Below are 20,982 nucleotides of genomic sequence, written 5' to 3' on the forward strand. Positions count from 1 at the left end.
GGCGACTGCTTAGTGGGCGGCCCACTCGATCTTGGAGATGTCGACGCCGTCTTTGTACATGTCCCACAGCGGCGACAGTTCGCGCAGTTTGTTCACGGCCTTGCAGACTTCCTGCGCGGCGTAGTCGACTTCTTCCTCGGTGGTGAAGCGACCGAAGGAGAAGCGGATCGAGCTGTGCGCCAGCTCGTCGTTGCGGCCCAGGGCGCGCAGTACATAAGAAGGCTCGAGCGACGCGGAGGTGCAGGCCGAACCGGACGATACGGCGATGTCCTTGAGCGACATCAGCAGCGACTCGCCTTCGACGTAGTTGAAGCTCAGGTTCAGGTTGTGCGGAACGCGCTGGGTCTGGCTGCCGTTGACGTACAGCTCTTCAAGGTCGGAGACCTGCTTGAAGAAGCGATCGCTCAACGCCTTGATGCGCACGTTTTCAGCGGCCATTTCCTGCTTGGCGATGGCGAAGGCCTCGCCCATGCCCACGATCTGGTGGGTCGGCAGGGTGCCCGAACGCATGCCGCGCTCATGGCCACCGCCGTGAATGATGGCTTCCAGGCGCACACGCGGCTTGCGGCTGACGTACAGCGCACCGATGCCCTTCGGGCCGTAGACCTTGTGCGCCGAGAACGACATCAGGTCGACCTTGGTCTTCTGCACGTCGATTTCGACCTTGCCGGCCGACTGCGCGGCATCGACGTGGAACAGCACGCCGCGCGAGCGGGTCAGTTCACCGATGGCGGCGATATCGTTGATCGAGCCGACTTCGTTGTTCACGTGCATCAGCGAGACGAGGATGGTGTCGTCGCGCAGCACGGCCTCGACCATCGCCGGGGTGACGATGCCGTCTTCACCGGGTTCGAGGTAGGTGACTTCGAAACCTTCGCGCTCGAGCTGGCGAGCGGTGTCGAGGACCGCCTTGTGCTCGATCTTGGAGGTGATGATGTGCTTGCCCTTGGTCTGATAGAAGTGCGCGACACCCTTGAGCGCGAGGTTGTCGGACTCGGTGGCACCGCTGGTCCAGACGATTTCGCGCGGGTCGGCATTGATCAGCTCGGCGACCTGGCGGCGGCCATTCTCGACCGCCTCTTCAGCGCGCCAGCCGAACACGTGGGAACGCGAGGCCGGGTTACCGAAGTTTCCGTCGACCAGCAGGCAGTCGGCCATCTTCTGGGCGACGCGGGGATCGACCGGGGTGGTCGCGGAGTAATCGAGGTAGATCGGCAACTTCATTGAGTATCTCCTATCAGGCGTTGGCGTCGCTCGTCGCTGCATCAGTCGACGGCGGACGTCTCAATCTTGTCCAGCTGGGCAACGCGACCGGCGACTCGGCGCAGGTCCTGGCGCTGGGCGACTTCCTGCACCTCGCGGCGCATGACGAGGTCGGACAGGCTGATGCCGCTGAGGAATTCGTGGATCTGCTGGCTGAGGTCGCACCACAGGTGGTGGGTCAGGCAGGTATCACCGGCGTGGCAATCCCCGAGGCCTTGGCAGCGAGTGGCATCTACCGACTCGTTGACCGCGTCGATTACCTGCGCCACCTGGATGGTTTCCATGCCCCGCGACAGCTGGTAGCCGCCACCCGGACCGCGCACGCTGGAAACCAGGCTGCTGCGGCGCAGCTTGGCGAACAGCTGTTCCAGATAGGAGAGGGAGATGCCCTGGCGCTCGGAAATGTCGGCCAAGGATACCGGCCCATGCTGCGCGTGCAACGCCAGGTCGAGCATGGCGGTGACGGCGTAACGGCCTTTGGTAGTCAATCGCATGGCTATGGGTACCACGGGAGTTACAGGATGTGTGCGAGTATGCGATTCCCGAGCATTTAAGTCAACTATAAGACCTAGTGCTTTAGTCGGGTTTGCACGCGGGAAGCGGGCGCGATGATAGCAGACAAGGGGCGCGAGCACACGCCCCGTGTATCAGCCCGGCGTAATCAATGCGACGGAGTGTCGCTCTGCGCAGCCTGCTTGACCTCGGCGAAGTCCTCTTCCGGCAGGGCCGGCAAGGCCTTGGCACAGTAGTCACTGCCCAGGTTGGTCAGCGCCCCGCACATGCCCTCCAGGCGCTCGTCGACCGCCTGCAGGTGGTCGAGCATCTGGCCGATGGCGCGCGCCACCGGGTCGGGCATGTCGCCACTGACGCCGTAGGCATCGAAGCCGATCTTCTCGGCCATGGCCTTGCGCTTGGCCTCGACCTCGCTGTCTTCGGTCTTGACGATGATCCGCCCCGGGATCCCGACTGCCGTGGCACCGGCCGGCACGGCCTTGGTCACCACCGCATTGGAGCCGATCTTGGCCCCGGCGCCCACCGTGAACGGGCCGAGCACCTTGGCGCCCGCCCCCACCACTACGCCGTTTTCCAGGGTCGGGTGTCGCTTGCCCTTGTTCCAGCTGGTGCCGCCGAGGGTCACGCCCTGATAGAGCGTCACATCATCGCCGATCTCGGCGGTCTCGCCGATGACGATGCCCATGCCATGATCGATGAAGAAACGCCGGCCGATGGTGGCGCCGGGGTGGATCTCGATGCCGGTCATCCAGCGCCCGAAGTTCGACACCAGGCGCGCCAGCCACTTGAAGTCGCGCTTCCACAGGGCATTGCCCAGGCGATGCAGCCAGATGGCATGCATCCCGGGGTAGCAGGTCAGCACCTCGAAGGCATTGCGTGCCGCGGGGTCACGATGAAACACACTCTGTATATCTTCACGCAGACGCTCGAACATTGTTTCTAGTCCTTCCGCTTGTGCGCATCACCCCGGGCGACTTTCTGAGTCTCGGTGAGGATGCCGCGCAAAATGCTCATTTCCGAACGATTGACCGAGCTGCGCCCATACAACCGGCGCAGACGCGCCATCAGGTGCTTGGGCTTTTCAGGGTCGAGGAAGCTGATGTCCACCAGGGTCTTTTCCAGGTGTTCGTAGAACAGCTCCATTTCGTCCAGGGTGGCCAGCTCGTCGCTGGCATCGACCTTCTCGACCTTCGCCGGCGCACCTTGCGCCGCCAGCCATGCGGTGCGCACCTCGTAGGCGAGCACCTGGACTGCGGCAGCAAGATTCAGCGAGCTGAAGTCGGGGTTCGATGGAATGTGCACGTGGAAGTGACATCGCTGCAGTTCGTCATTGGTCAGGCCTGCATGTTCGCGACCGAACACCAGGGCGATCTCCTCGCCGGCGGCCGCACGCGCGACGCTCTGCACCCCGCATTCGCGCGGGTCGAGCATCGGCCACGGCATGCTGCGGTCACGGGCGCTGGTACCAATCGCCAGACTGCAGCCAGCCAGCGCCTGCTCGAGCGTATCGACCACAACGGCACCGTCCAGCACATCGTCGGCGCCGGAGGCACGAGCGCTGGCGTCCGCAGCGGGGAAATCCAGTGGCTGAACCAGCACCAGGCGCGACAAGCCCATGTTTTTCATGGCACGAGCAGCGCCGCCGATGTTGCCGGGGTGGCTGGTATTGACCAGAACAACACGAATATTCTGCAGCAAGGTGTCGAGCTCACGGATGCCTATAAAGGGGGGACCGATCTTACCTAAGCGACGGGCGTAACGCCACGAATGCGAATGTCACCCTTCTGCCGGAACAGTTTTCTGATAGACTATGCGGCTTTCTTCTTTAACATCTCCAGGTGAAACGCCCATGCAGCCTATGCTGAATATCGCCCTGCGCGCCGCTCGCAGCGCCAGTGAACTGATTTTCCGCTCCATCGAACGCCTGGACAGCATCAAGGTCGACGAGAAAGAGGCCAAGGACTACGTCTCCGAGGTCGATCGCGCCGCCGAGCAGACCATCGTCAACGCCCTGCGCAAGGCTTACCCGAACCACTCGATCCAGGGTGAAGAGACTGGCCTGCACGCCGGCTCCGGTGAGGAAGGCAAGGACTACCTGTGGATCATCGATCCGCTGGACGGCACCACCAACTTCCTGCGTGGCGTTCCGCACTTCGCGGTCAGCATCGCCTGCAAATACCGCGGCCGTCTCGAGCACGCGGTCATCGTCGACCCGGTCCGCCAGGAAGAATTCACCGCCAGCCGCGGTCGTGGCGCCCAGCTCAACGGTCGTCGCCTGCGCGTCAGCTCGCGCACCAGCCTGGAAGGCGCCCTGCTGGGTACCGGCTTCCCGTTCCGCGACAACCAGATGGCTGACCTGGACAACTACCTCGGCATGTTCCGCGCCCTCACCGGCCAGACCGCCGGCATCCGCCGCGCCGGCTCCGCCGCCCTGGACCTGGCCTACGTTGCCGCAGGCCGCTTCGACGCCTTCTGGGAGTCGGGCCTGTCCGAGTGGGACATGGCTGCAGGCGTACTGCTGATCCAGGAGGCAGGCGGCCTGGTGAGCGACTTCAACGGCGGCCACGACTTCCTCGACAAAGGCCACATCGTTGCCGGCAACATCAAGTGCTTCAAGGCGGTGCTGACTGCGATCCAGCCGCACCTGCCAGAGAACCTGAAGCGCTGAGCCAAGGCACCAGATGCAAAAAAAGCACCCCTCGGGGTGCTTTTTTATGCCTGTTTTCCACAACCCTGCCGACCCGCAATGGGGCCGGCACACAGGTCACTGCCCTGGCTGTGCCTGGCTCAGTATCAGCTTGCCATTCTTGTCCAGCGGGATGGTCGAGCCTGGCTCGTGATCCATCTTCACCACACCCGCCTGATCGCCGATGGTGTACTTCACGGTGTAACCCACCACCTTGTCGCTGACGTCGTTGACCGTGTTGCAACGCGTTTGCGTGGTGGTGTAGGTATCACGCTCCTGCATGCCCTCCTGCACCTTGTTGCCGGCATAACCGCCACCGACCGCACCGGCCACCGTGGCGATCTTCTTGCCGGTGCCGCCACCGATCTGGTTACCCAGCAGCCCCCCGGCCAAGGCGCCCACCACGGTACCGGCGATCTGGTGCTGGTCCTGCACCGGACGCTGGCGCGTCACGGTCACGTCCTTGCACACTTCGCGCGGTGTCTTCACCTGTTGCTTGATCGGCTGTACGTCAGTGACCTGGGCATATTCCGGCCCTTTGTTCACCAAGCTGTAGGTCGCCACAGCACCTCCGGCTGTAACACCGACAGCACCCAGAACCGCACCCACCAGCATTGATTTGTTCACGTGGAATCTCCTGATCATACCCGCGGGACATTGCCCGCCTTCTCCCTGCCTTGGAGCAAAAAAAAAGGCGCGAGTTCAACACTCGCGCCTCCCTTTACGCCAAACGGCGCAGGACAAGCCCTTACGGACGGTCGTCCACACCCTCGGCCTTGACCGGCGGGATCAGGTCTTCGCTGTTCAGGTTCAGCCAGATCAGCACCACGTTGGCGATGTAGATCGACGAATAGGTACCCGCCATGACACCGATGAACAGGGCCAGGGAGAAGCCGAACAGGTTGTCGCCACCGAAGAACAGCAGCGCAGCGATCGCCAGCAAGGTGGACACCGACGTGGCGATGGTACGCAGCAGGGTCTGGGTGGTCGAGACGTTGATGTTCTCGATCAGCGAGGCCTTGCGCATCACGCGGAAGTTCTCACGCACCCGGTCGAACACGACGATGGTGTCGTTGAGCGAGTAGCCGATGATCGCCAGCACCGCCGCCAGCACCGTCAGGTCGAAGGTGATCTGGAAGAACGAGAGGATGCCCACGGTCACGATCACGTCGTGAATCAGCGAGACGATCGCACCCACCGCAAACTTCCACTGGAAGCGAAACGCCAGGTAGATCAGTACCCCGCCCAGCGCCAGCAGCATGCCCAGGCCGCCCTGGTCACGCAGTTCTTCACCGACCTGCGGGCCGACGAACTCGACACGCTTGACGGTGGCCGGGTTGTCGCCGCCCAGTTTCTGCAGCGCCTGGGCAACCTGATTGCCCAGTTGCGGGTCGTCGCCCGGCATGCGCACCAGCAGGTCGGTGGTGGCACCGAAGCTCTGCACGATGGCCTCGTGGAAGCCAGACTCGACCAGTTCGGCACGCACCGCCTTGAGGTCGGCCGGACGCTCGTAGGTCAGCTCGATGAGCGTACCGCCGGTGAAGTCCAGGCCGAAGTTCAAGCCCTTGTGCCACCAGCTGAACAGCGCCAGTACGGTCAACAGGACAGTGACGGCGAACGCAACGTTGCGCACGCCCATGAAGTTGATGGTTTTCATCGCAGCTCCCTCAAACCCACAGCTTCTTGATGTCACGCCCGCCACAGGTCAGGTTGACCATTGCGCGGGTCACCATGACGGCGGTGAACATCGAGGTGAAAATCCCGAGGGACATGGTGACCGCGAAGCCTTTGACCGGGCCAGTACCCATGGCGAACAGGATGCCGCCGACCAGCAGGCTGGTCAGGTTGGCGTCGATGATCGCGGTGTAGGCACGGTTGAAGCCTTCGTGGATGGCGCGCTGCACCGACATGCCGTTTTTCAGCTCCTCGCGAATCCGCGAGAAGATCAGCACGTTGGCGTCGACCGCCATACCCATGGTCAACACGATACCGGCGATACCCGGCAGGGTCAGGGTCGCGCCCAGCAGAGACATCAGCGCCAGCAGCAGCACCATGTTGCCCGTCAGGGCGATGGTGGCGATCACGCCGAAGCCACGGTAGATGGCGATGATGAACAGCGAGACGAACAGCATGCCCCACAGCGACGCATCGACACCCTTGGTGATGTTGTCGGCACCCAGGCTCGGGCCGATGGTACGCTCTTCAGCGAAGTACATCGGCGCCGCCAGACCACCGGCACGCAGCAGCAGGGCCAGTTCCGACGATTCGCCCTGGCCGTTCAGGCCAGTGATACGGAACTGGCTGCCCAGCGGCGACTGGATGGTCGCCAGGCTGATGATCTTCTTCTCTTCCTGGAAGCTCTGTACCGCCACTTCCTTCTCGACGCCGTCGACGGTCTGCTTGACGTAGCGGGTCACCGGCTTCTGCTCGATGAAGATCACCGCCATGCTGCGACCGACGTTGCTGCGCGTGGCGCGGCTCATCAACTCGCCGCCGTGGCCGTCCAGGCGGATGTTCACCTGCGGACGACCGTGCTCGTCGAAGCTCGCCTGGGCATCGGTGACCTGGTCACCGGTGATGATCAAGCCACGCTCGACCGCAGCCGAACGGTTGCCATCACGGAACTCGAAGACCTCGGTGGTCGCTTTCGAGGCACCTGGCTCAGCGCCGAAGCGGAACTCGAGGTTGGCGGTCTTGCCGAGAATACGCTTGGCTTCGGCCGTGTCCTGCACGCCGGGCAGCTCGACCACGATACGGTTGGCACCCTGGCGCTGAACCAGCGGCTCGGCCACACCCAGCTCGTTCACACGGTTGCGGACGGTGGTCAGGTTCTGCTTGATGGAGTATTCGCGGATTTCGGCGACCTTGGCCTGGGTCAGCGCCAGACGCAGCACGGAGAGCTCGTTGCGCTCGGTGGTGGTGATATCGAAATCATTGAAATTCTTGCGGACCAGGGCACGCGCCTGTTCGCGGGTAGCATCGTCGGAGAAGCCCAGCATGATGCTGCCGTCCTGCTGGGGCAGGCTACGGTAGCGCACGCGCTCTTTGCGCAGCAGGGTCTTCACTTCGCCGTCGTAGACCTTCAGGCGGGCACTCATGGCCTTGTCCATGTCCACTTCCAGCAGGAAGTGCACACCACCGGAGAGGTCCAGGCCCAGCTTCATCGGGCTGGCACCCAGGTTGCGCAGCCACTGCGGGGTGGTCTGGGCCAGGTTCAGTGCGACGACGTAGTCGTCACCCAGGGTCTTGCGCACCACATCCTTGGCCGGCAGTTGGTCTTCCTGGTTGGTCAGGCGCACCAGCGCACTGCCCTTCTCGCCCAGGCTGCCACCCTTGACGGTGATACCGGCATCAACAAGCGCCTTGGTAGCGCGGTCGAGGTCGGCCTGGCTCACGTGCAGCGCGGAACTTGCACCGCTGATCTGCACCGCCGGGTCATCCGGGTAGAGGTTGGGAGCGGAATAAATAAAGCCGACCGCCAGTACCACCAGGATCAGCAGGTATTTCCACAGAGGGTATTTGTTCAGCATCACGCCGCCCGTTCAAGACGCGGGGCGCTTTGCGCGCCCCGACTGGAAAAAATGAAACCGGTAACTCAGATAGCCTTGAGCGTACCTTTTGGCAGGGTGGCCGCGATGGCACCCTTCTGGAACTTCAGCTCGACGTTGTCGGACACTTCCAGTACCACGAAATCGTCGGAAACTTTGACAATCTTGCCGGCGATACCGCCGTTGGTGACCACTTCATCACCCTTTTGCAGTGCGCTGAGCAGGTTTTTCTGCTCTTTGGCGCGCTTGGCCTGCGGGCGCCAGATCATCAGGTAGAAGATGACCAGGAAGCCGACCAGGAAGATCCACTCGAAGCCGGTACCAGCTGGGCCGGCGGCAGGGGCTGCAGCGTCCGCGTAAGCGGCGGGAATCAGAAAGCTCATGTAGCACTCCAGTTGCTGAATTTAGTTATGTGTGCGAACAGTCAGTCCAAAGGCGGAACGGGAAGTCCGCGCTTGGCATAGAAGGCGTCGACAAAGGCGGCCAATTTACCCTGTTGAATAGCCTCGCGTAAACCGGCCATCAAGCGCTGGTAATGGCGCAAGTTGTGGATGGTATTCAGCATGCTGCTCAACATTTCGCCGCACTTGTCCAGGTGATGCAAATAAGCGCGGGAGAAGTTGGTGCAGGTATAGCAGTCACAGGTCGGATCCAGCGGCGAATCATCGTGGCGATGGAACGCATTGCGGATCTTGATCACCCCTGTATCGACGAACAGATGGCCGTTGCGCGCGTTGCGCGTGGGCATCACGCAGTCGAACATGTCGACGCCGCGGCGCACACCCTCAACCAGATCTTCCGGTTTGCCTACCCCCATAAGGTAACGAGGTTTGTCAGCAGGCATTTGTGCCGGCAGGTAATCCAGCACCTTGATCATCTCGTGCTTGGGTTCACCCACCGACAGGCCGCCGATGGCCAGGCCGTCGAAGTCGATGTTGACCAGCGCTTCCAGCGAGCGCATGCGCAAGTCCTGGTACATGCCGCCCTGAACGATGCCGAACAGTGCCGCGGTGTTGTCGCCGTGGGCGTTCTTCGAGCGCTGGGCCCAGCGCAGCGACAGCTCCATGGAGGTGCGCGCCACGTCGTGCTCGGCCGGATATGGCGTGCACTCGTCGAAGATCATCACGATGTCCGAGCCCAGGTCACGCTGTACCTGCATCGACTCTTCCGGGCCCATGAACACCTTTGAGCCGTCTACCGGCGAGGCGAAGGTCACGCCCTCTTCCTTGATCTTGCGCATCGCACCCAGGCTGAACACCTGGAAGCCGCCGGAGTCGGTGAGGATCGGGCCTTTCCACTGCATGAAGTCGTGCAGGCCGTTGTGCTTCTTGATCACCTCGGTGCCCGGGCGCAGCCACAGGTGGAAGGTGTTGCCCAGGATGATCTCGGCGCCAATGGCCTCGATGTCCCGCGGCAGCATGCCCTTGACCGTGCCATAGGTGCCCACCGGCATAAACGCCGGGGTTTCCACGGTGCCACGGGGGAAGGTCAGCCGACCGCGACGGGCCTTGCCGTCGGTGGCCAGCAGTTCGAAGGACATTCGACAGGTGCGACTCATGCTTGATCCTCGGGGCCGCGCGGCGCCGGATTGCGGGTGATGAACATGGCATCACCGTAACTGAAGAAGCGGTATCCCTGCTCGACCGCCGCGGCGTACGCGGCCATGGTCTCGGGATACCCCGCAAAGGCCGAGACCAGCATCAGCAGCGTGGACTCGGGCAAATGGAAGTTGGTTACCAGGGCATCGACCACATGGAACGGCCGGCCGGGGTAGATGAAGATGTCGGTGTCGCCACTGAACGCCTTGAGCACGCCATCGCGCGCGGCGCTCTCCAGCGAACGCACGCTGGTGGTGCCGACCGCGATCACCCGCCCGCCACGGGCGCGGCAAGCCTCGATGGCATCGACCACCTCCTGGCTCACTTCGAGCCACTCTTTATGCATGTGGTGGTCTTCGATCTTGTCGACCCGCACCGGCTGGAAGGTGCCGGCGCCCACGTGCAGGGTGACGAAGGCGCGCTCGACGCCCTTGGCGGCAATCTGCGCCAGCAGCGCCTCGTCGAAGTGCAGGCCCGCCGTGGGTGCAGCAACCGCACCGGCACGCTCGGCGTACACGGTCTGGTAGCGCTCACGGTCGGCGCCTTCATCCGGGCGGTCGATATACGGCGGCAGCGGCATGTGACCGACGCGATCGAGCAGTGGCAGCACCTCTTCGGTGAAGCGCAGCTCGAACAGCGTCTCATGGCGCGCGACCATCTCGGCCTCGCCACCGCCATCGATCAGCACCGTGGCGCCGACCTTCAGTGCCTTGCTGGCACGCACATGGGCCAGGACCCGATGGCTGTCGAGCACGCGCTCGATCAGCACTTCCAGCTTGCCGCCGGAGGCTTTCTGACCGAACAGCCGCGCCGGAATCACCCGAGTGTTGTTGAACACCATCAGGTCGCCCGGGCGCAGGTACTCGAGCAAATCGGTGAAGCGCCGATGCGCCAGCTCCCCGCTCGGCCCGTCAAGGACCAGCAGACGGCTGCCATGGCGCTCGGCCAGGGGATGGCGGGCGATGAGGGAATCGGGGAGTTCGAAGGAAAAATCGGCGACGCGCATGATCGTGTTCGGCTTGGCAGGGCCGGGAAGTTTAGCCCAATGCATGAAAATTGACCATGAAAGCCGATTGACCGACTGCAGGAGCCTCTCTATACTGCGGCGCCACAAGCCCTGATGGCGGAATTGGTAGACGCGGCGGATTCAAAATCCGTTTTCGAAAGGAGTGGGAGTTCGAGTCTCCCTCGGGGCACCATCACATAGTTCCAAGCGGTCCCTACCAGACCTGGAACGACAAAAAACCGGCCAACGAGCCGGTTTTTTTGTGTCTGTTGTCAGTGCAAACCTACCATTGTCCTCCAGTTACCTGACCAGTTGATTTGTGCACCTTTTTTGGTACAATCCCGTTCATGGACGACCCCCTTATCAAGCTGGAAGTCAAATTTTTCCGCACGGAGGCAGGAAATGAACCCGTGCGTGAATGGCTGACAGAACTGGACCGTGCAAGTCGCCGACTCATTGGAGTCGACATCAAGACCGTGCAGCTTGGGTGGCCGATCGGGATGCCTGTCGTACGCAAGATGGAGCCAGGGCTCTGGGAAGTAAGGACGAACCTGGTCGATAGCATCGCCAGGGTTTTGTTTGCGGTAGAAGGTCAGGCCATGGTCCTGCTTCACGGCTTCATCAAAAAAAGTGAGAAAACACCGGCGTCCGACCTGGCCACTGCCAGGAAGCGCAAAGCAACACTCAAGAGGAACAAGCAATGAACCAGCACATTGGCTCCGACTTCGATGATTTCCTTGCAGAGCAAGGGCTCGCAGAAGAAGTGTCTGCTGCTGCCCTCAAGCGAGTCATCTCTTGGCAGATCGCTGAAGCCATGAAGCGCCAGAAGATGACGAAGAAAGCACTGGCCACGCGCATGCATACCAGCCGTACTGCAGTAGATCGAGCGCTCGATCAGGACGATCCAGGAATGACTTTGGCGACCCTGGCTAGCGCTGCCCGCGCGCTTGGTCAGCGCGTCGAGGTGCGACTGGTCCCAGAAAAAGAAACAGCCCACGCCTGACCCATAGTCGATAAAGCTTTGAGTTTGTTTTTCTCAAGCTCAAATCGAATGGTCTATGCCAATACTGCGACGCCATGAAGAACCGACCAAAGGGTCGGTTCTTTTTTTAACTAGGTTTTGGCGATCCAAAGTTCTTGGAGCTCTGCAAGCAATAACCCTGTTTAAGCACTTACCACGCTTACCCTTGGAATATCAGCAAAATCACAGCCCACCTCAGCGCCGACTCAACGCCAGCCGCGCCGCAAACAACACAAACACCATTCCAGTCACCCGATCCATCCACTGAATCACTTTCCCTTTGCGCAGCACACCCGCCATGGATTGTGTCGCACTGATCAACCCCACCGCCCAGATCAACCCCAGCAGCACATGAATGCCCACAAGCCCGAAGGTCCATGCAATCAATGGCTGGCCTTGCGGAATGAATTGCGGCAGGAACGACACGTAGAAAATCCCGACCTTGGGATTGAGCAGATTGCCCATCATGCCCTTGAGAAACCAGTTCGCTGCCGGTCTCCCCTCAGCCTCGGCAGGCGCCAGCGACTGGCGTGGGCGCAGGAGCATGTTCACGCCCAACCATGCCAGATAGGCAGCGCCACAGTACTTGAGGATGTCGTACGCCAGCTCGGAGACGGCGATCAATGCGCCAAGGCCGAAGGCGACCGCCGCGCCCCAAAGCAGGCAACCGGCGTTGATGCCCAGGGCCGCGCGCAGTCCCTGCTTGCGTCCTTCGACGGCGGAGGTTCTGAGAATCAGGGCGGTGTCGAGGCCGGGGGTTATCGTCAGCAGGGTAGCCGCGAGCGTGAAGGCAATCAGATTGTCGGCGATGGACATGGGGGCTCTACCTGGGCGGGAAGTTGCCCTAGATTAGCTTGGGCGCAGCTTTTTTCGTTGTGGATAAGTGGCTCGATTTTCAGTTTTTCCCCATTCCCTGTAGTCCGTTTCCCAAACATACTCTCGGCCGCCTAAAGCCGTTGCGGTGCCATGGGGCGCGTTCTAGTCTCGCCCGGTCGTTGCTCATCAACGACCGGCTATGACAGGCCGAATCAGCATTGCAACTCACACGGCTTCGCTTTTATGGCGGCTGTAGGTGGGGCACCTTCGGGTGCGCCGGGTTTCCTTGCTGACCGGTCTGTCAACCTGCTTACAGCTGCCACCCTCTTGTTTGACAGCAATGGTGGTGGTCCCTTCATCAGCGAGGAGTTCACCATGTTAAAGATCGTCCCCGATCCCCCTTTCTCCCACGAAAATCCCCACGCCCTCGAAGACCTCGTCCTCCAAATCATCGAACACCTCACCTGCGCCCTAGCCATCACCCATCACAGCACCGCCCTCACCCTCGGCTCCCCCGCCCAGCCCCTGACCATCGCCACCGCCCACGAAGTCGATGCCGCACTGACGCTGGCGGAAACCGCACTGAGCAGGATCCAGGTCCGTCACTGAAGGAGCATCGGAGATGAGCGATACCACTGCAGGCGTCACCGGGTTCGGTTACGGCGATGGCGACAAGCCGCTGTTCCGGGTCGAGCCCGGACATGATTCGAAACTGGCAATGGAACAGGCCTCGGCGATGATGGCCTGCGCCAAGCGCATGACCTTGCTCGCCTCCACCGACGGCGAGGCCGACCTGGGCTGGGCAGCGCACTTGCTGTGCGACATGGTCAAGGCGGTGATGGATGACGTGGAGATAGGGCGCGGACGGGAAAGCCGCTAGGTCAGAGCCGCATTGTCGATAGGTGGGGCTGCACGTAGCCCCGGCCTATTGAGTCGCATCGGCTACACAGGCTGTGATTCAGTCGCTTGGGCGAACCGCTGGCTTCGCACCAGCAGTACCAAACTCCACACTTTAACGGCTTCCGCGACAACTCCCAGTAGAAAAAGCAGCCAGGGTGCTGGCGTAACAAGGACGTTGGGCCATAGGAAGGCGATAGGTATCGAGGGAAGCAGGATCATTCGAAATGGCGCCTGGGCCAGGCCGACATAGGCCGCAACACGCACACCTTTGATAAACAGCAAACCACTGGCGACTACCGAGAGATGCACCGCTACGCCTGTAAGGCCGATAAACAATGCCAACTCACCATGCTCGCGTGACAAGGCCACAATGCTTTGCAGATCATCCCAAAATGGAATCCGACCACGGCGAATGCTGGCGACTGCGTAGAGCACGATGATGAGCGCATCCATCGCGCCCCAGCATAATTGGGTGAATCGCTGAAGACGATCGTTCATCAGGGCCAAAAAACACCTCCTTTCTGTTCATAGATAGTGTCCGCGACGACAGGTCGCCAATGCCAAGACTTACCGTCAACAGGCCAATGATCATCAGCCTCGACATAAACCTGTCTAATGTGCCGAATTTCGCCATAGTTACGTTTGGTTGAGCGAAGCGACATCCGCAATTCATGCTCCTCCAGCGGAGTCCATCTCTGTGTGATCGTTCGAACCGTATTCGAGTAATCCTTGCCTTCAGACAAGAACATTCGGTCTTCACCGCGAGACACCAGGAGGTTGGCAGCGAAGGCCAAGGCACTTTTTCCCATATCAACACTGATATCTACTGTTCGCCATTTTCCAGGACCTTCATGCAACACGGAGGTGCTAGGACAACCTGGATTGGCACCATGACAAATGCGGGTAATGGCCAAGTCCACCGGAGACGAAAGGCCTGAGCGGCCTAGGAGTAATTAACAGCCATCGCCCGTGCTCGACGTGTGCTAGCAAGGTTTCAGTGCAAGACGTACCAGCTCGCAGAGGAGATGAATGAGTACAGGATCGGATCAGCTCATCAAGGCCAACAAGATACTCATCATGCCGAAGAGCGCTTTCAACCCTGCGTCTGGCAAATGTTGGGCTTTCAATTTGCGCAAGATGCTCCGTTTGCACCTTGGTCCACCGGACCAGCTTTTCCATGGCAAACATTCCAGCGTCGAAACGCCAGTTCTAACCGTTTGCCACTTACCAGATCAGCAGTACACATCCCAAATATCAGTCGGATTTTTCCGCATGCAGCCCGCCATTGACGCTCAGCCCAGAATCCTCTGTGCGGTGGTCGCATTGCGCGCCAGTTCCAGCACCTTGCCTTGCAGAAAGTCCGCGTAGTACTCCTTCAACTCATCAGCCCAACCGGCAACCGGGTCCGCCTCATCCTGCGCGGCGGGAGAATAGATGAACTCGCCAGGGCGGTTGCCATTCAAGGTCAGGCGCCCAAGCGTCAGAACCTCACCGGTCTGGGGTGCTCCATGTAGATGTAGGCACTGGGCATCAGAAGTCCTCCGGCTTGGCGCGACGTCTGCGCGCTCGGCGGCCACTGGTCTCGTCCTTCAACTCAACGAAGGAGACTGAAGCGTCCTCCAGAGGACGGAAAACCTTGTCTGTGAGACCAAGGTTCCACAACACGAGCATCAACGATCTGACACTGACGGATGGATCACCACGTTCGATGCGACGCAGCATCTTCTCGGTAACGCCAAGTCTACTGACGACATCCAGTTGCCGGACACCCTGCTCCAGGCGCGCCGTTTTGACTAGAAGCCCTATACGCTGGAGGCTTGCGTCACAATCTACCGGAAAAAATCTTTCCATAAGCGGCCAAATATGTCCGACTAATTAAAATAAACGGACGATTAAATCCGTTTATCCATAGGATTGGGTACGCCTAGGCATAGCTGAAGAGCCTGCTTATCGAAAACAATCGGATTATTGGCGTCCGTTTATTTTTGAGCTGCGCGGGTCGAAAGAGGTCGACCTGCTGAGCAAACTCAAAACCAACACATCGCAGCTATGTGCTGGTGTTACACCAACGCCCCATACCGCCCCGCCACTACAATCCGATTTCGCCCCGCACTCTTGGCCTGGTACAGCGCCATATCCGCCTCATGCAACCAGGCCTCGGCGCTCTGAAGATGCCCGCCAAAAGGCGCGATGCCGATGCTCAGGCTCAACCCCTGCTCCGGCAATTCAGGATGGCGATAACACTCCACCGCCTCGCGCAGCCGCTCGAGCACTTCTTCGGCCTGCGCCACGCTGACGCCGGGCAGCATCACGCAGAACTCGTCACCGCCATAGCGCGCCACCGGGTCGCTCTTGCGCAGGTGGGTCGGCAGGAACGCGCTGAGGGTGCGCAGGATGTCGTCGCCCATCAGGTGGCCGTGACGGTCGTTGATCTGCTTGAAATGGTCGATGTCGATCAGTGCCAGCACATTGGCCTGATTGTCGCGGCGGCAACGCTGGAATTCGCGCAGCAGCAGGTCTTTCCAGGCGCCGTGGTTGATCAGGCCGGTGAGGCTGTCGGTCTGGCTCAGGCGCGCCAAGGTGCGTTTGTGCTGGGCGAGCTGGACGGTGACTTGATAGCAGATCAGGCCGATGGCCATGGGGTAGATCAGCAGGATCGGCAGGCACGCAAGCATCTGCGCCTGGCTGGTAGGCGGGAATAGCGGTGGCGCGTACAACCAGAGCCCCAGGCCAATGCCCAGCGCCTGGGCGAGGAAGGTCTTGCCGAGCATGTGCCAGCCGCCAGCAGCGATCTTGTCCATGGCGATCATCGACAGGATGATCACGCTCGGCAGCGGGTTGAGCCCCATGACGCCAGCCCAGCAGCCTCCTGCAAAGCCATCGAACACCAGGTTGCGTTGCTCGGCGCGAAAGGGCTGCTTCGACAACCGGGCCAGCTGATAAGCGACGTGCGGCCAGACGAAGCCGTGCAGCGCGAGCAAGGCCCAGGTCCACCAGGCCGGCTGCAGCGGCCAGATGCCGATCAGCACACAGAAGAACCCCAGCCCGGTGCCAATGGCGCGGGGTGGGTACATGCGTTTGGCGAAGGAAAGACCCTTACCCGTTCGCTCGATCATCGAGGGCTCACCGAAAAAATGGACTGTCCTTGAATGCACCGGACAGGCAGCCAGGCGGGAAAATGCCCTGGGGGTCGGCGTTCGAGCATTGTGCCACTATCGAAAACAGGACTTCAAACGTGCTGGACGAAATACACTAACCGTCGGGTCAATTCCGTCTCGACCTCGCGAGAAACACGTCCAGTAACATCCAGTCCACCGAACCTTGCCCCGCCCCCGACGTCGGATCCTTCATCCGCTCCACGAAGAGATCCCTGCGTGAAAAACTACCTCGTGCGCAAGTACCGCCTGGTCCTCAAGACCTTCAACTACATCGGCTGGTCGCTGCTGTGGCTGCTGGTGTGGGACATCCTGGTCACCATCGACTTCATGCTGTTCTTCAACAGCAAGTTCAGCCTGCCGCTGATCCCGCTGACGCTATTGGGTTCGGCGCTGGTGGTGCTGGTGAGCTTTCGCAACAGCAGTGCCTACAACCGCTGGTGGGAGGCGCGCACGCTGTGGGGGGCGATGGTGAACAGTTCACGCAGCTTTGCGCGGCAGGTGCTGACGCTGGTAGACGATCCAGATGACGGGCTCAACCCGGTCAAGGCGACCTTGCTGCGTCGGCATGTGGCCTATGTGAACTGCCTGGCAGCGAACCTGAAGAACGAGCCGTGCCCGCCGGAGCTGATGGCGTTCATCCCGCATCACGAGTTCGAGCGGCGCAATGGTTCGAACAACTTCGCCAACGACATCCTCGCCGGCTCCGCCGCCTTGCTGGCACGCGAATACAAGGCCGGGCGGCTGGACAGCATTCGCCTGGCGCGGCTGGAGTCGACGCTGGTGGACCTGTCCAACGCCCAGGGCGGGATGGAGCGAATCGCCAATACGCCACTGCCCTACCCTTACGTGTATTTTCCGCGGTTGTTCATCACGCTGTTCTGCGTGATCGTGCCGATCGGGCTGGTGGAGTCGCTGGAGTGGTTCACGCCGCTGGCTTCGACGGTGGTGGGCTTCATGCTGCTGGCGATCGAGCGGATCGGCACCGACCTGCAGAGCCCGTTTCGACGCAGCGAGCACCAGATTCCGATGGACACGATCTGCGAGACCATCGAACGGAACCTGGAGTCGATGCAGCGTGAGGCGCAGTGTGGGGAATGGGTGGATTGAGGTCGATGTGTGGGAGCGGGCTTGTCCCGCGATCACCGGCAAAGCCGGTGCCATCCCCACAGTAGCCAGCGAATCGCCACGCTTACGGAGAGTGCTCAGGCCCGCACATAGCGCTGGCGCAGCACATCGCTGAAGGCATCCACCAGCAACACCAGCGCCAGCATGCCGATGATCACCGTGCTGGCCTGGGCTTCCTGGAACAGGCTGAGGGTGGTGTAGAGCATCTGCCCCAACCCGCCCGCACCAACGAAGCCCAGCACACTGGCCATGCGGATATTGTTCTCCCAGCGATACAGGCTGTAGGCCAGCAACTGCGGCCACAGATTGGGCAAGGTGCCGAAGCAGAACGCTGCGACCTGGCTGCCGCCCTGCAAGCGGATCGCCGCCGCCGGCTCTGCGGGCGCGTTCTCCAGCGCCTCGGCGAACAGGCGCCCCAGCACGCCTGCCGTGTGCAGCGCCAGGGCCAGGGTGCCGGCATTGGGCCCGAGCCCGGCTGCCAGCACGGTCAAGGCCGCCCACACCAGCTCAGGGATAGCCCGCAGGGCATTGAGCAGCAAGCGCGCCGCCCCCTGCAGCGGCCAGCCGAAGCGCCCGGCCGCGGGCAATGCCAGCAGCAGGCCAAGCACCATCGCCAGCAAGGTGCCCAGCCCCGACATCGCCAGGGTTTCCAATGCACCACGGCCCACGGCACGCAGATGCTCGGGGGACAGGTCGGGGCTCAGGAAGCGCGAGGCGTACTCGCCCATCTGCGCCAATCCACCATTGCCGACGACGGCCGCAAGGTCGAGTTCCAGGTAGGCGAACGACGCCACCACCGCCGCGACGATGGCGACGATCACCAGCAGGTTGATCGCCCGGATCATGCCAGCCTCCCGCGCAACACGCGGCTCAACACATCGGCCAGGGTCACCAGTACGAGAAACGCCAGCAGCATGCTCGCCACCTCGGCGCCAGCGAACATGCGCATCGACAGGTCGATCTGCTGCCCCAGCCCGCCAGCACCGACAAAGCCCATCACCACCGAAGCCCGCACCGCGCATTCCCAGCGATAGACCGTGTAGGACACCACCTCCGCCGCCGCCACCGGCAGGATGCCATAGCAGAACGCACTCAGCCGTCCGCTGCCGGCCTGCATCAAGGCGTGGGCCGGGCGCTGGTCCACCGACTCGAAGATTTCGGCATAGACCTTGCCAAGCATGCCGCTGTAGGTGATGGCGATGGCCAGTACCCCCGCCGTCGGTCCCAGCCCCACGGCGCGCACGAACAACAGCGCCCAGACGATCTCCGGCACGCTGCGCAGGAACACCAGCAGGCCGCGTACCGGCATGCGCACCAGCCGCGACCAAGGCCCGGGGCGACCCGCGCGGGATGCCGCCCTCAACGACAATGCCCGGCTGCCCAGCAGGCTGGCGGGGATGGCCAGCAGCAATGCCAGGGTCATGCCGGCAGTGGCCACGGCAAGCGTCTGCAGGGTGGCCTCGAACAGCAACGCCAGAAAGTCCCGGTCATGGGCCGGTGGCCAGAAGGCGCCAACGAAGCTTGCCATCTGTTGACGGTTCTCGGCCTGCAACAGCACCCCGGGGTCGAGTTCGCTCAACTGCACGCCCGGCCACAACAGGGCCAGGCACAACAGCGTCAGCAACAGACGTGGCAACGCCGCAGGGTCGCGGGCATCGGTCTTCAGCATCGCGGGATCTGCACCGTCAGCGTCGGCCCCACGGTCGTTGGCGACGCCAGTTGCTCATTGGCGTAGAGGGCGTCGAGCAAGGCATCGGTCACCGCCACTGCCGGGCAATCGAACACCACGCGCCCTTCGCGGATGCCAATCACCCGGGGGAAATGCGCGAGCGCCAGCTCCACGGCATGCAGGCTGGCGACCAGTGTCACGCCATGGGTTTGCGCGTGGCGATTGAGCAGGGCCAGGCTGTGATCAGCCAGCACCGGGTCCATCGCCGAGACGGGTTCGTCGGCCAGCAGTACTTCAGGTTGTTGATACAACGCCCGGGCGATACCCACCCTTTGCAACTGGCCACCGGACAACTGCCCGCACTGCACGAACAGCTTGTCGGCCAGCCCCAACTCCGCCAGCACCTGTCGCGCGCCCGGCACATCGCTGGGGTGCAGCAGATTGAGCAGGCCGCGCAAGGTGCCCCACTGGCTAAGGCGCCCGGCCAGGACGGCGGTGACCACCCGCTGGCGCGGCGGCAGCGGCGGCGCCTGGTGCACCAGCGCGACCCGCGCCCGCAGGCGCTGCCGCGCACCCGCCGACAATGCCCAGGGCTGTGCGCCAAGCAACTCCAGGTGCCCGGCGCCGGGCTGCACGGCCGTGGCCATCAGGTGCAGCAGGCTGGACTTGCCCGCTCCCGATGGCCCGATCACCGCCACCCGCTCGCCCTTGTCGATGCGCAGGCTCACGTCTTCGAGGGCGCGTACCTGACCATGCCGAAGCCCTGCCGCGTGCAGTTGAATACTCACTTGAGCAAGCCGGCCTCACGGGCAGCCTGTTCGGTGCCGGCGTAGTTTTCGGGTTTGGTTTCGATGAAGCGGCTGGCCGCTTGCAGGTCGAGGATCGCCTTATGCTCGGGCTTGGCCGGGTCGAGGGCGAGGAAGGCTTGCTTGATCTTGTCTTTCAGGGCCGGGTCCATGTTGCCGCGCACGGTCCAGTTGTAATCGTAGTAGGTCGGCGTGGTGGCAAACACCTTCACCTTGCTGGTGTCGACCTTGCCCGCATCGATCAGCTTCTGCCAGACGCTGGCGTTGAGCACGCCGGCATCGACCTTGCCCGCCTGAACCCAGGCCACGGTGGCGTCGTGTGCACCGGAATAGGCGACCCGACTGAAGTAGCCTTCAGGCTTGATGTTGTCTTGCTTGAGCATGAAATAGCGCGGCATCAGGCTGCCGGACGTCGAGGAGATCGAACCGAAGGCAAAAGTCTTGCCCTTCAGGTCGGCCAGGCTCTTCACGTCCGGGTTGGCGGTGATGAACTTGCTGGTGAACTGCGCATCCTGCTCACGCTGCACCAGCGGAGTGGCGGTCGGATCCTTCAGGTGCACCTGGACGAAGGTGAAGCCCCCCAGCCAGGCCAGGTCCAGGCGATTGCTGGCCAGCGACTCGACCACCGCCGGGTAGTCGGCGACCGGTACGAACTGCACCTTCATGCCCAGTTGCTGCTCGAGGTATTCACCCAGCGGCTTGAACTTGCGCAGCAGTTCGGTCGGCGCTTCGTCGGGAATAGCGCTGACCCGCAAAGTGTCGGCGGCCTGTGCGATGACGGCGCAGCAGGACAGCACGAGGCCGGCGGCGAGCGCCAAGGGGCGTTTGAGCATGGGAGTTCTCCGGTTCAATAGCGGGGAAAGTGCCGGCGAC

The 20,982-nt window shown here is 62.0% G+C and carries 24 protein-coding genes and 1 tRNA gene; 7 read left to right on the forward strand and 18 right to left on the reverse strand.

Going from position 1 to position 20,982, the window contains the following annotated elements:
• Positions 1–9 precede the first annotated feature (9 nt).
• The 4 genes from ACK3BK_RS21040 to trmJ all read right to left on the reverse strand — a co-directional run bounded on the left by ACK3BK_RS21040 (position 10) and on the right by trmJ (position 3,474).
• Positions 10–1,224 carry an IscS subfamily cysteine desulfurase gene (locus tag ACK3BK_RS21040; protein ID WP_054925565.1) on the reverse strand — a complete coding sequence of 405 codons (1,215 nt, stop codon included), beginning with the start codon at positions 1,222–1,224 and terminating at the stop codon, positions 10–12.
• Between the two features lie 41 nt (positions 1,225–1,265).
• Positions 1,266–1,757, reverse strand: a complete 492-nt coding sequence (gene iscR, locus ACK3BK_RS21045) for a Fe-S cluster assembly transcriptional regulator IscR (protein WP_054892549.1) — start codon at positions 1,755–1,757, stop codon at positions 1,266–1,268.
• Between the two features lie 167 nt (positions 1,758–1,924).
• The gene (gene cysE / locus ACK3BK_RS21050) at positions 1,925–2,710 is read right to left on the reverse strand and encodes a serine O-acetyltransferase (RefSeq protein WP_054892548.1); all 786 of its coding nucleotides are present in this window, start codon (positions 2,708–2,710) and stop codon (positions 1,925–1,927) included.
• 5 nt (positions 2,711–2,715) lie between these two features.
• Positions 2,716–3,474, reverse strand: coding sequence for a tRNA (cytosine(32)/uridine(32)-2'-O)-methyltransferase TrmJ (trmJ, locus tag ACK3BK_RS21055; protein ID WP_186668238.1), 759 nt, complete (start codon positions 3,472–3,474; stop codon positions 2,716–2,718).
• A gap of 151 nt (positions 3,475–3,625) precedes the next feature.
• Between trmJ and suhB the strand changes: the two genes are divergently transcribed.
• Positions 3,626–4,444 carry an inositol-phosphate phosphatase gene (suhB, locus tag ACK3BK_RS21060; RefSeq protein WP_186668239.1) on the forward strand — a complete coding sequence of 273 codons (819 nt, stop codon included), beginning with the start codon at positions 3,626–3,628 and terminating at the stop codon, positions 4,442–4,444.
• Positions 4,445–4,540: 96 nt separating this feature from the next.
• On the opposite strand, the gene ACK3BK_RS21065 is transcribed toward suhB, so the two are convergent.
• The 6 genes from ACK3BK_RS21065 to queA all read right to left on the reverse strand — a co-directional run bounded on the left by ACK3BK_RS21065 (position 4,541) and on the right by queA (position 10,614).
• Positions 4,541–5,089, reverse strand: a complete 549-nt coding sequence (locus tag ACK3BK_RS21065; RefSeq protein WP_186668241.1) for a glycine zipper 2TM domain-containing protein — start codon at positions 5,087–5,089, stop codon at positions 4,541–4,543.
• Positions 5,090–5,210: 121 nt separating this feature from the next.
• Entirely contained in the window at positions 5,211–6,119 is a 909-nt protein-coding gene (gene secF / locus ACK3BK_RS21070; protein WP_186668243.1) for a protein translocase subunit SecF, read from the reverse strand.
• A gap of 10 nt (positions 6,120–6,129) precedes the next feature.
• Positions 6,130–7,992 carry a protein translocase subunit SecD gene (gene secD / locus ACK3BK_RS21075; RefSeq protein ID WP_186668245.1) on the reverse strand — a complete coding sequence of 621 codons (1,863 nt, stop codon included), beginning with the start codon at positions 7,990–7,992 and terminating at the stop codon, positions 6,130–6,132.
• 65 nt (positions 7,993–8,057) lie between these two features.
• Positions 8,058–8,393 (reverse strand): preprotein translocase subunit YajC, encoded by a 336-nt coding sequence (gene yajC, locus ACK3BK_RS21080; protein WP_186668247.1) that lies wholly within the window; start codon positions 8,391–8,393, stop codon positions 8,058–8,060.
• Positions 8,394–8,434: 41 nt separating this feature from the next.
• Positions 8,435–9,550: a tRNA guanosine(34) transglycosylase Tgt gene (gene tgt, locus ACK3BK_RS21085; protein ID WP_162144435.1), complete on the reverse strand. Its 1,116-nt coding sequence runs from the start codon at positions 9,548–9,550 to the stop codon at positions 8,435–8,437.
• Between the two features lie 14 nt (positions 9,551–9,564).
• Positions 9,565–10,614, reverse strand: a complete 1,050-nt coding sequence (gene queA / locus ACK3BK_RS21090) for a tRNA preQ1(34) S-adenosylmethionine ribosyltransferase-isomerase QueA (RefSeq protein WP_288377026.1) — start codon at positions 10,612–10,614, stop codon at positions 9,565–9,567.
• 108 nt (positions 10,615–10,722) lie between these two features.
• Between queA and ACK3BK_RS21095 the strand changes: the two genes are divergently transcribed.
• The 3 genes from ACK3BK_RS21095 to ACK3BK_RS21105 all read left to right on the forward strand — a co-directional run bounded on the left by ACK3BK_RS21095 (position 10,723) and on the right by ACK3BK_RS21105 (position 11,617).
• Positions 10,723–10,807: transfer RNA gene (locus tag ACK3BK_RS21095), tRNA-Leu, on the forward strand.
• Positions 10,808–10,961: 154 nt separating this feature from the next.
• Entirely contained in the window at positions 10,962–11,318 is a 357-nt protein-coding gene (locus ACK3BK_RS21100; RefSeq protein ID WP_411383227.1) for a type II toxin-antitoxin system RelE/ParE family toxin, read from the forward strand.
• Positions 11,315–11,617 carry a Fis family transcriptional regulator gene (locus tag ACK3BK_RS21105; RefSeq protein ID WP_411383228.1) on the forward strand — a complete coding sequence of 101 codons (303 nt, stop codon included), beginning with the start codon at positions 11,315–11,317 and terminating at the stop codon, positions 11,615–11,617. Before ACK3BK_RS21100 ends, ACK3BK_RS21105 begins: the two co-directional genes overlap by 4 nt.
• 213 nt (positions 11,618–11,830) lie before the next feature.
• Here ACK3BK_RS21105 and ACK3BK_RS21110 read toward each other — a convergent pair whose 3' ends face one another.
• Positions 11,831–12,451, reverse strand: coding sequence for a LysE family translocator (locus ACK3BK_RS21110; protein ID WP_411383229.1), 621 nt, complete (start codon positions 12,449–12,451; stop codon positions 11,831–11,833).
• A 375-nt stretch (positions 12,452–12,826) separates the two neighbouring features.
• On the opposite strand from ACK3BK_RS21110, the gene ACK3BK_RS21115 reads away from it, so the two are divergent.
• Both ACK3BK_RS21115 and ACK3BK_RS21120 read left to right on the forward strand, forming a co-directional pair.
• Entirely contained in the window at positions 12,827–13,060 is a 234-nt protein-coding gene (locus ACK3BK_RS21115) for a hypothetical protein (RefSeq protein WP_411383230.1), read from the forward strand.
• A 13-nt stretch (positions 13,061–13,073) separates the two neighbouring features.
• Complete coding sequence (locus ACK3BK_RS21120) at positions 13,074–13,331, forward strand: DUF3077 domain-containing protein (protein WP_054892538.1); 258 nt, start codon at positions 13,074–13,076, stop codon at positions 13,329–13,331.
• Positions 13,332–13,393: 62 nt separating this feature from the next.
• Here the strand turns inward: ACK3BK_RS21120 and ACK3BK_RS21125 are convergent, their stop codons facing one another.
• The 3 genes from ACK3BK_RS21125 to ACK3BK_RS21135 form a co-directional block, all read right to left on the reverse strand.
• Entirely contained in the window at positions 13,394–13,858 is a 465-nt protein-coding gene (locus ACK3BK_RS21125) for a hypothetical protein (RefSeq protein ID WP_411383231.1), read from the reverse strand.
• A 785-nt stretch (positions 13,859–14,643) separates the two neighbouring features.
• On the reverse strand, positions 14,644–14,814 hold the full coding sequence (locus tag ACK3BK_RS21130; RefSeq protein ID WP_411383232.1) for a hypothetical protein: 171 nt from the start codon (positions 14,812–14,814) through the stop codon (positions 14,644–14,646).
• A gap of 597 nt (positions 14,815–15,411) precedes the next feature.
• Positions 15,412–16,467 carry a diguanylate cyclase gene (locus tag ACK3BK_RS21135; protein ID WP_411383233.1) on the reverse strand — a complete coding sequence of 352 codons (1,056 nt, stop codon included), beginning with the start codon at positions 16,465–16,467 and terminating at the stop codon, positions 15,412–15,414.
• Positions 16,468–16,725: 258 nt separating this feature from the next.
• On the opposite strand from ACK3BK_RS21135, the gene ACK3BK_RS21140 reads away from it, so the two are divergent.
• Complete coding sequence (locus tag ACK3BK_RS21140) at positions 16,726–17,616, forward strand: bestrophin family protein (protein ID WP_411383234.1); 891 nt, start codon at positions 16,726–16,728, stop codon at positions 17,614–17,616.
• 95 nt (positions 17,617–17,711) lie between these two features.
• Here ACK3BK_RS21140 and phnE read toward each other — a convergent pair whose 3' ends face one another.
• Genes phnE through ACK3BK_RS21160 form a run of 4 tightly spaced genes read right to left on the reverse strand, consistent with a single transcriptional unit; the run spans position 17,712 to position 20,942 of the window.
• A complete protein-coding gene (phnE, locus tag ACK3BK_RS21145; RefSeq protein WP_411383235.1) occupies positions 17,712–18,479 on the reverse strand; it encodes a phosphonate ABC transporter, permease protein PhnE in 768 nt (255 codons plus the stop codon).
• Positions 18,476–19,303, reverse strand: coding sequence for a PhnE/PtxC family ABC transporter permease (locus ACK3BK_RS21150; RefSeq protein WP_186668275.1), 828 nt, complete (start codon positions 19,301–19,303; stop codon positions 18,476–18,478). Before ACK3BK_RS21150 ends, phnE begins: the two co-directional genes overlap by 4 nt.
• The gene (locus ACK3BK_RS21155; protein WP_411383236.1) at positions 19,297–20,091 is read right to left on the reverse strand and encodes a phosphonate ABC transporter ATP-binding protein; all 795 of its coding nucleotides are present in this window, start codon (positions 20,089–20,091) and stop codon (positions 19,297–19,299) included. The genes ACK3BK_RS21150 and ACK3BK_RS21155 overlap by 7 nt, the downstream gene beginning before the upstream one ends.
• A complete protein-coding gene (locus ACK3BK_RS21160) occupies positions 20,088–20,942 on the reverse strand; it encodes a putative selenate ABC transporter substrate-binding protein (RefSeq protein WP_411383237.1) in 855 nt (284 codons plus the stop codon). Before ACK3BK_RS21160 ends, ACK3BK_RS21155 begins: the two co-directional genes overlap by 4 nt.
• Between the last annotated feature and the right edge of the window lie 40 nt (positions 20,943–20,982).

The sequence above is a fragment of the Pseudomonas sp. L7 genome, assembly GCF_046605565.1.
In the GTDB taxonomy this organism is placed as follows: domain Bacteria; phylum Pseudomonadota; class Gammaproteobacteria; order Pseudomonadales; family Pseudomonadaceae; genus Aquipseudomonas; species Aquipseudomonas wayambapalatensis.

Coding starts and splice junctions, on each gene's coding strand:
- ACK3BK_RS21040 (WP_054925565.1), bottom strand. CDS start 1,224: ATGAAGTTGCCGATCTACCTCGATTACTCCGCGACCACCCCGGTCGAT.
- iscR (WP_054892549.1), bottom strand. CDS start 1,757: ATGCGATTGACTACCAAAGGCCGTTACGCCGTCACCGCCATGCTCGAC.
- cysE (WP_054892548.1), bottom strand. CDS start 2,710: ATGTTCGAGCGTCTGCGTGAAGATATACAGAGTGTGTTTCATCGTGAC.
- suhB (WP_186668239.1), top strand. CDS start 3,626: ATGCAGCCTATGCTGAATATCGCCCTGCGCGCCGCTCGCAGCGCCAGT.
- secF (WP_186668243.1), bottom strand. CDS start 6,119: ATGAAAACCATCAACTTCATGGGCGTGCGCAACGTTGCGTTCGCCGTC.
- secD (WP_186668245.1), bottom strand. CDS start 7,992: ATGCTGAACAAATACCCTCTGTGGAAATACCTGCTGATCCTGGTGGTA.
- yajC (WP_186668247.1), bottom strand. CDS start 8,393: ATGAGCTTTCTGATTCCCGCCGCTTACGCGGACGCTGCAGCCCCTGCC.
- tgt (WP_162144435.1), bottom strand. CDS start 9,550: ATGTCCTTCGAACTGCTGGCCACCGACGGCAAGGCCCGTCGCGGTCGG.
- queA (WP_288377026.1), bottom strand. CDS start 10,614: ATGCGCGTCGCCGATTTTTCCTTCGAACTCCCCGATTCCCTCATCGCC.
- ACK3BK_RS21100 (WP_411383227.1), top strand. CDS start 10,962: ATGGACGACCCCCTTATCAAGCTGGAAGTCAAATTTTTCCGCACGGAG.
- ACK3BK_RS21105 (WP_411383228.1), top strand. CDS start 11,315: ATGAACCAGCACATTGGCTCCGACTTCGATGATTTCCTTGCAGAGCAA.
- ACK3BK_RS21110 (WP_411383229.1), bottom strand. CDS start 12,451: ATGTCCATCGCCGACAATCTGATTGCCTTCACGCTCGCGGCTACCCTG.
- ACK3BK_RS21115 (WP_411383230.1), top strand. CDS start 12,827: ATGTTAAAGATCGTCCCCGATCCCCCTTTCTCCCACGAAAATCCCCAC.
- ACK3BK_RS21120 (WP_054892538.1), top strand. CDS start 13,074: ATGAGCGATACCACTGCAGGCGTCACCGGGTTCGGTTACGGCGATGGC.
- ACK3BK_RS21135 (WP_411383233.1), bottom strand. CDS start 16,467: ATGATCGAGCGAACGGGTAAGGGTCTTTCCTTCGCCAAACGCATGTAC.
- phnE (WP_411383235.1), bottom strand. CDS start 18,479: ATGATCCGGGCGATCAACCTGCTGGTGATCGTCGCCATCGTCGCGGCG.
- ACK3BK_RS21150 (WP_186668275.1), bottom strand. CDS start 19,303: ATGCTGAAGACCGATGCCCGCGACCCTGCGGCGTTGCCACGTCTGTTG.
- ACK3BK_RS21160 (WP_411383237.1), bottom strand. CDS start 20,942: ATGCTCAAACGCCCCTTGGCGCTCGCCGCCGGCCTCGTGCTGTCCTGC.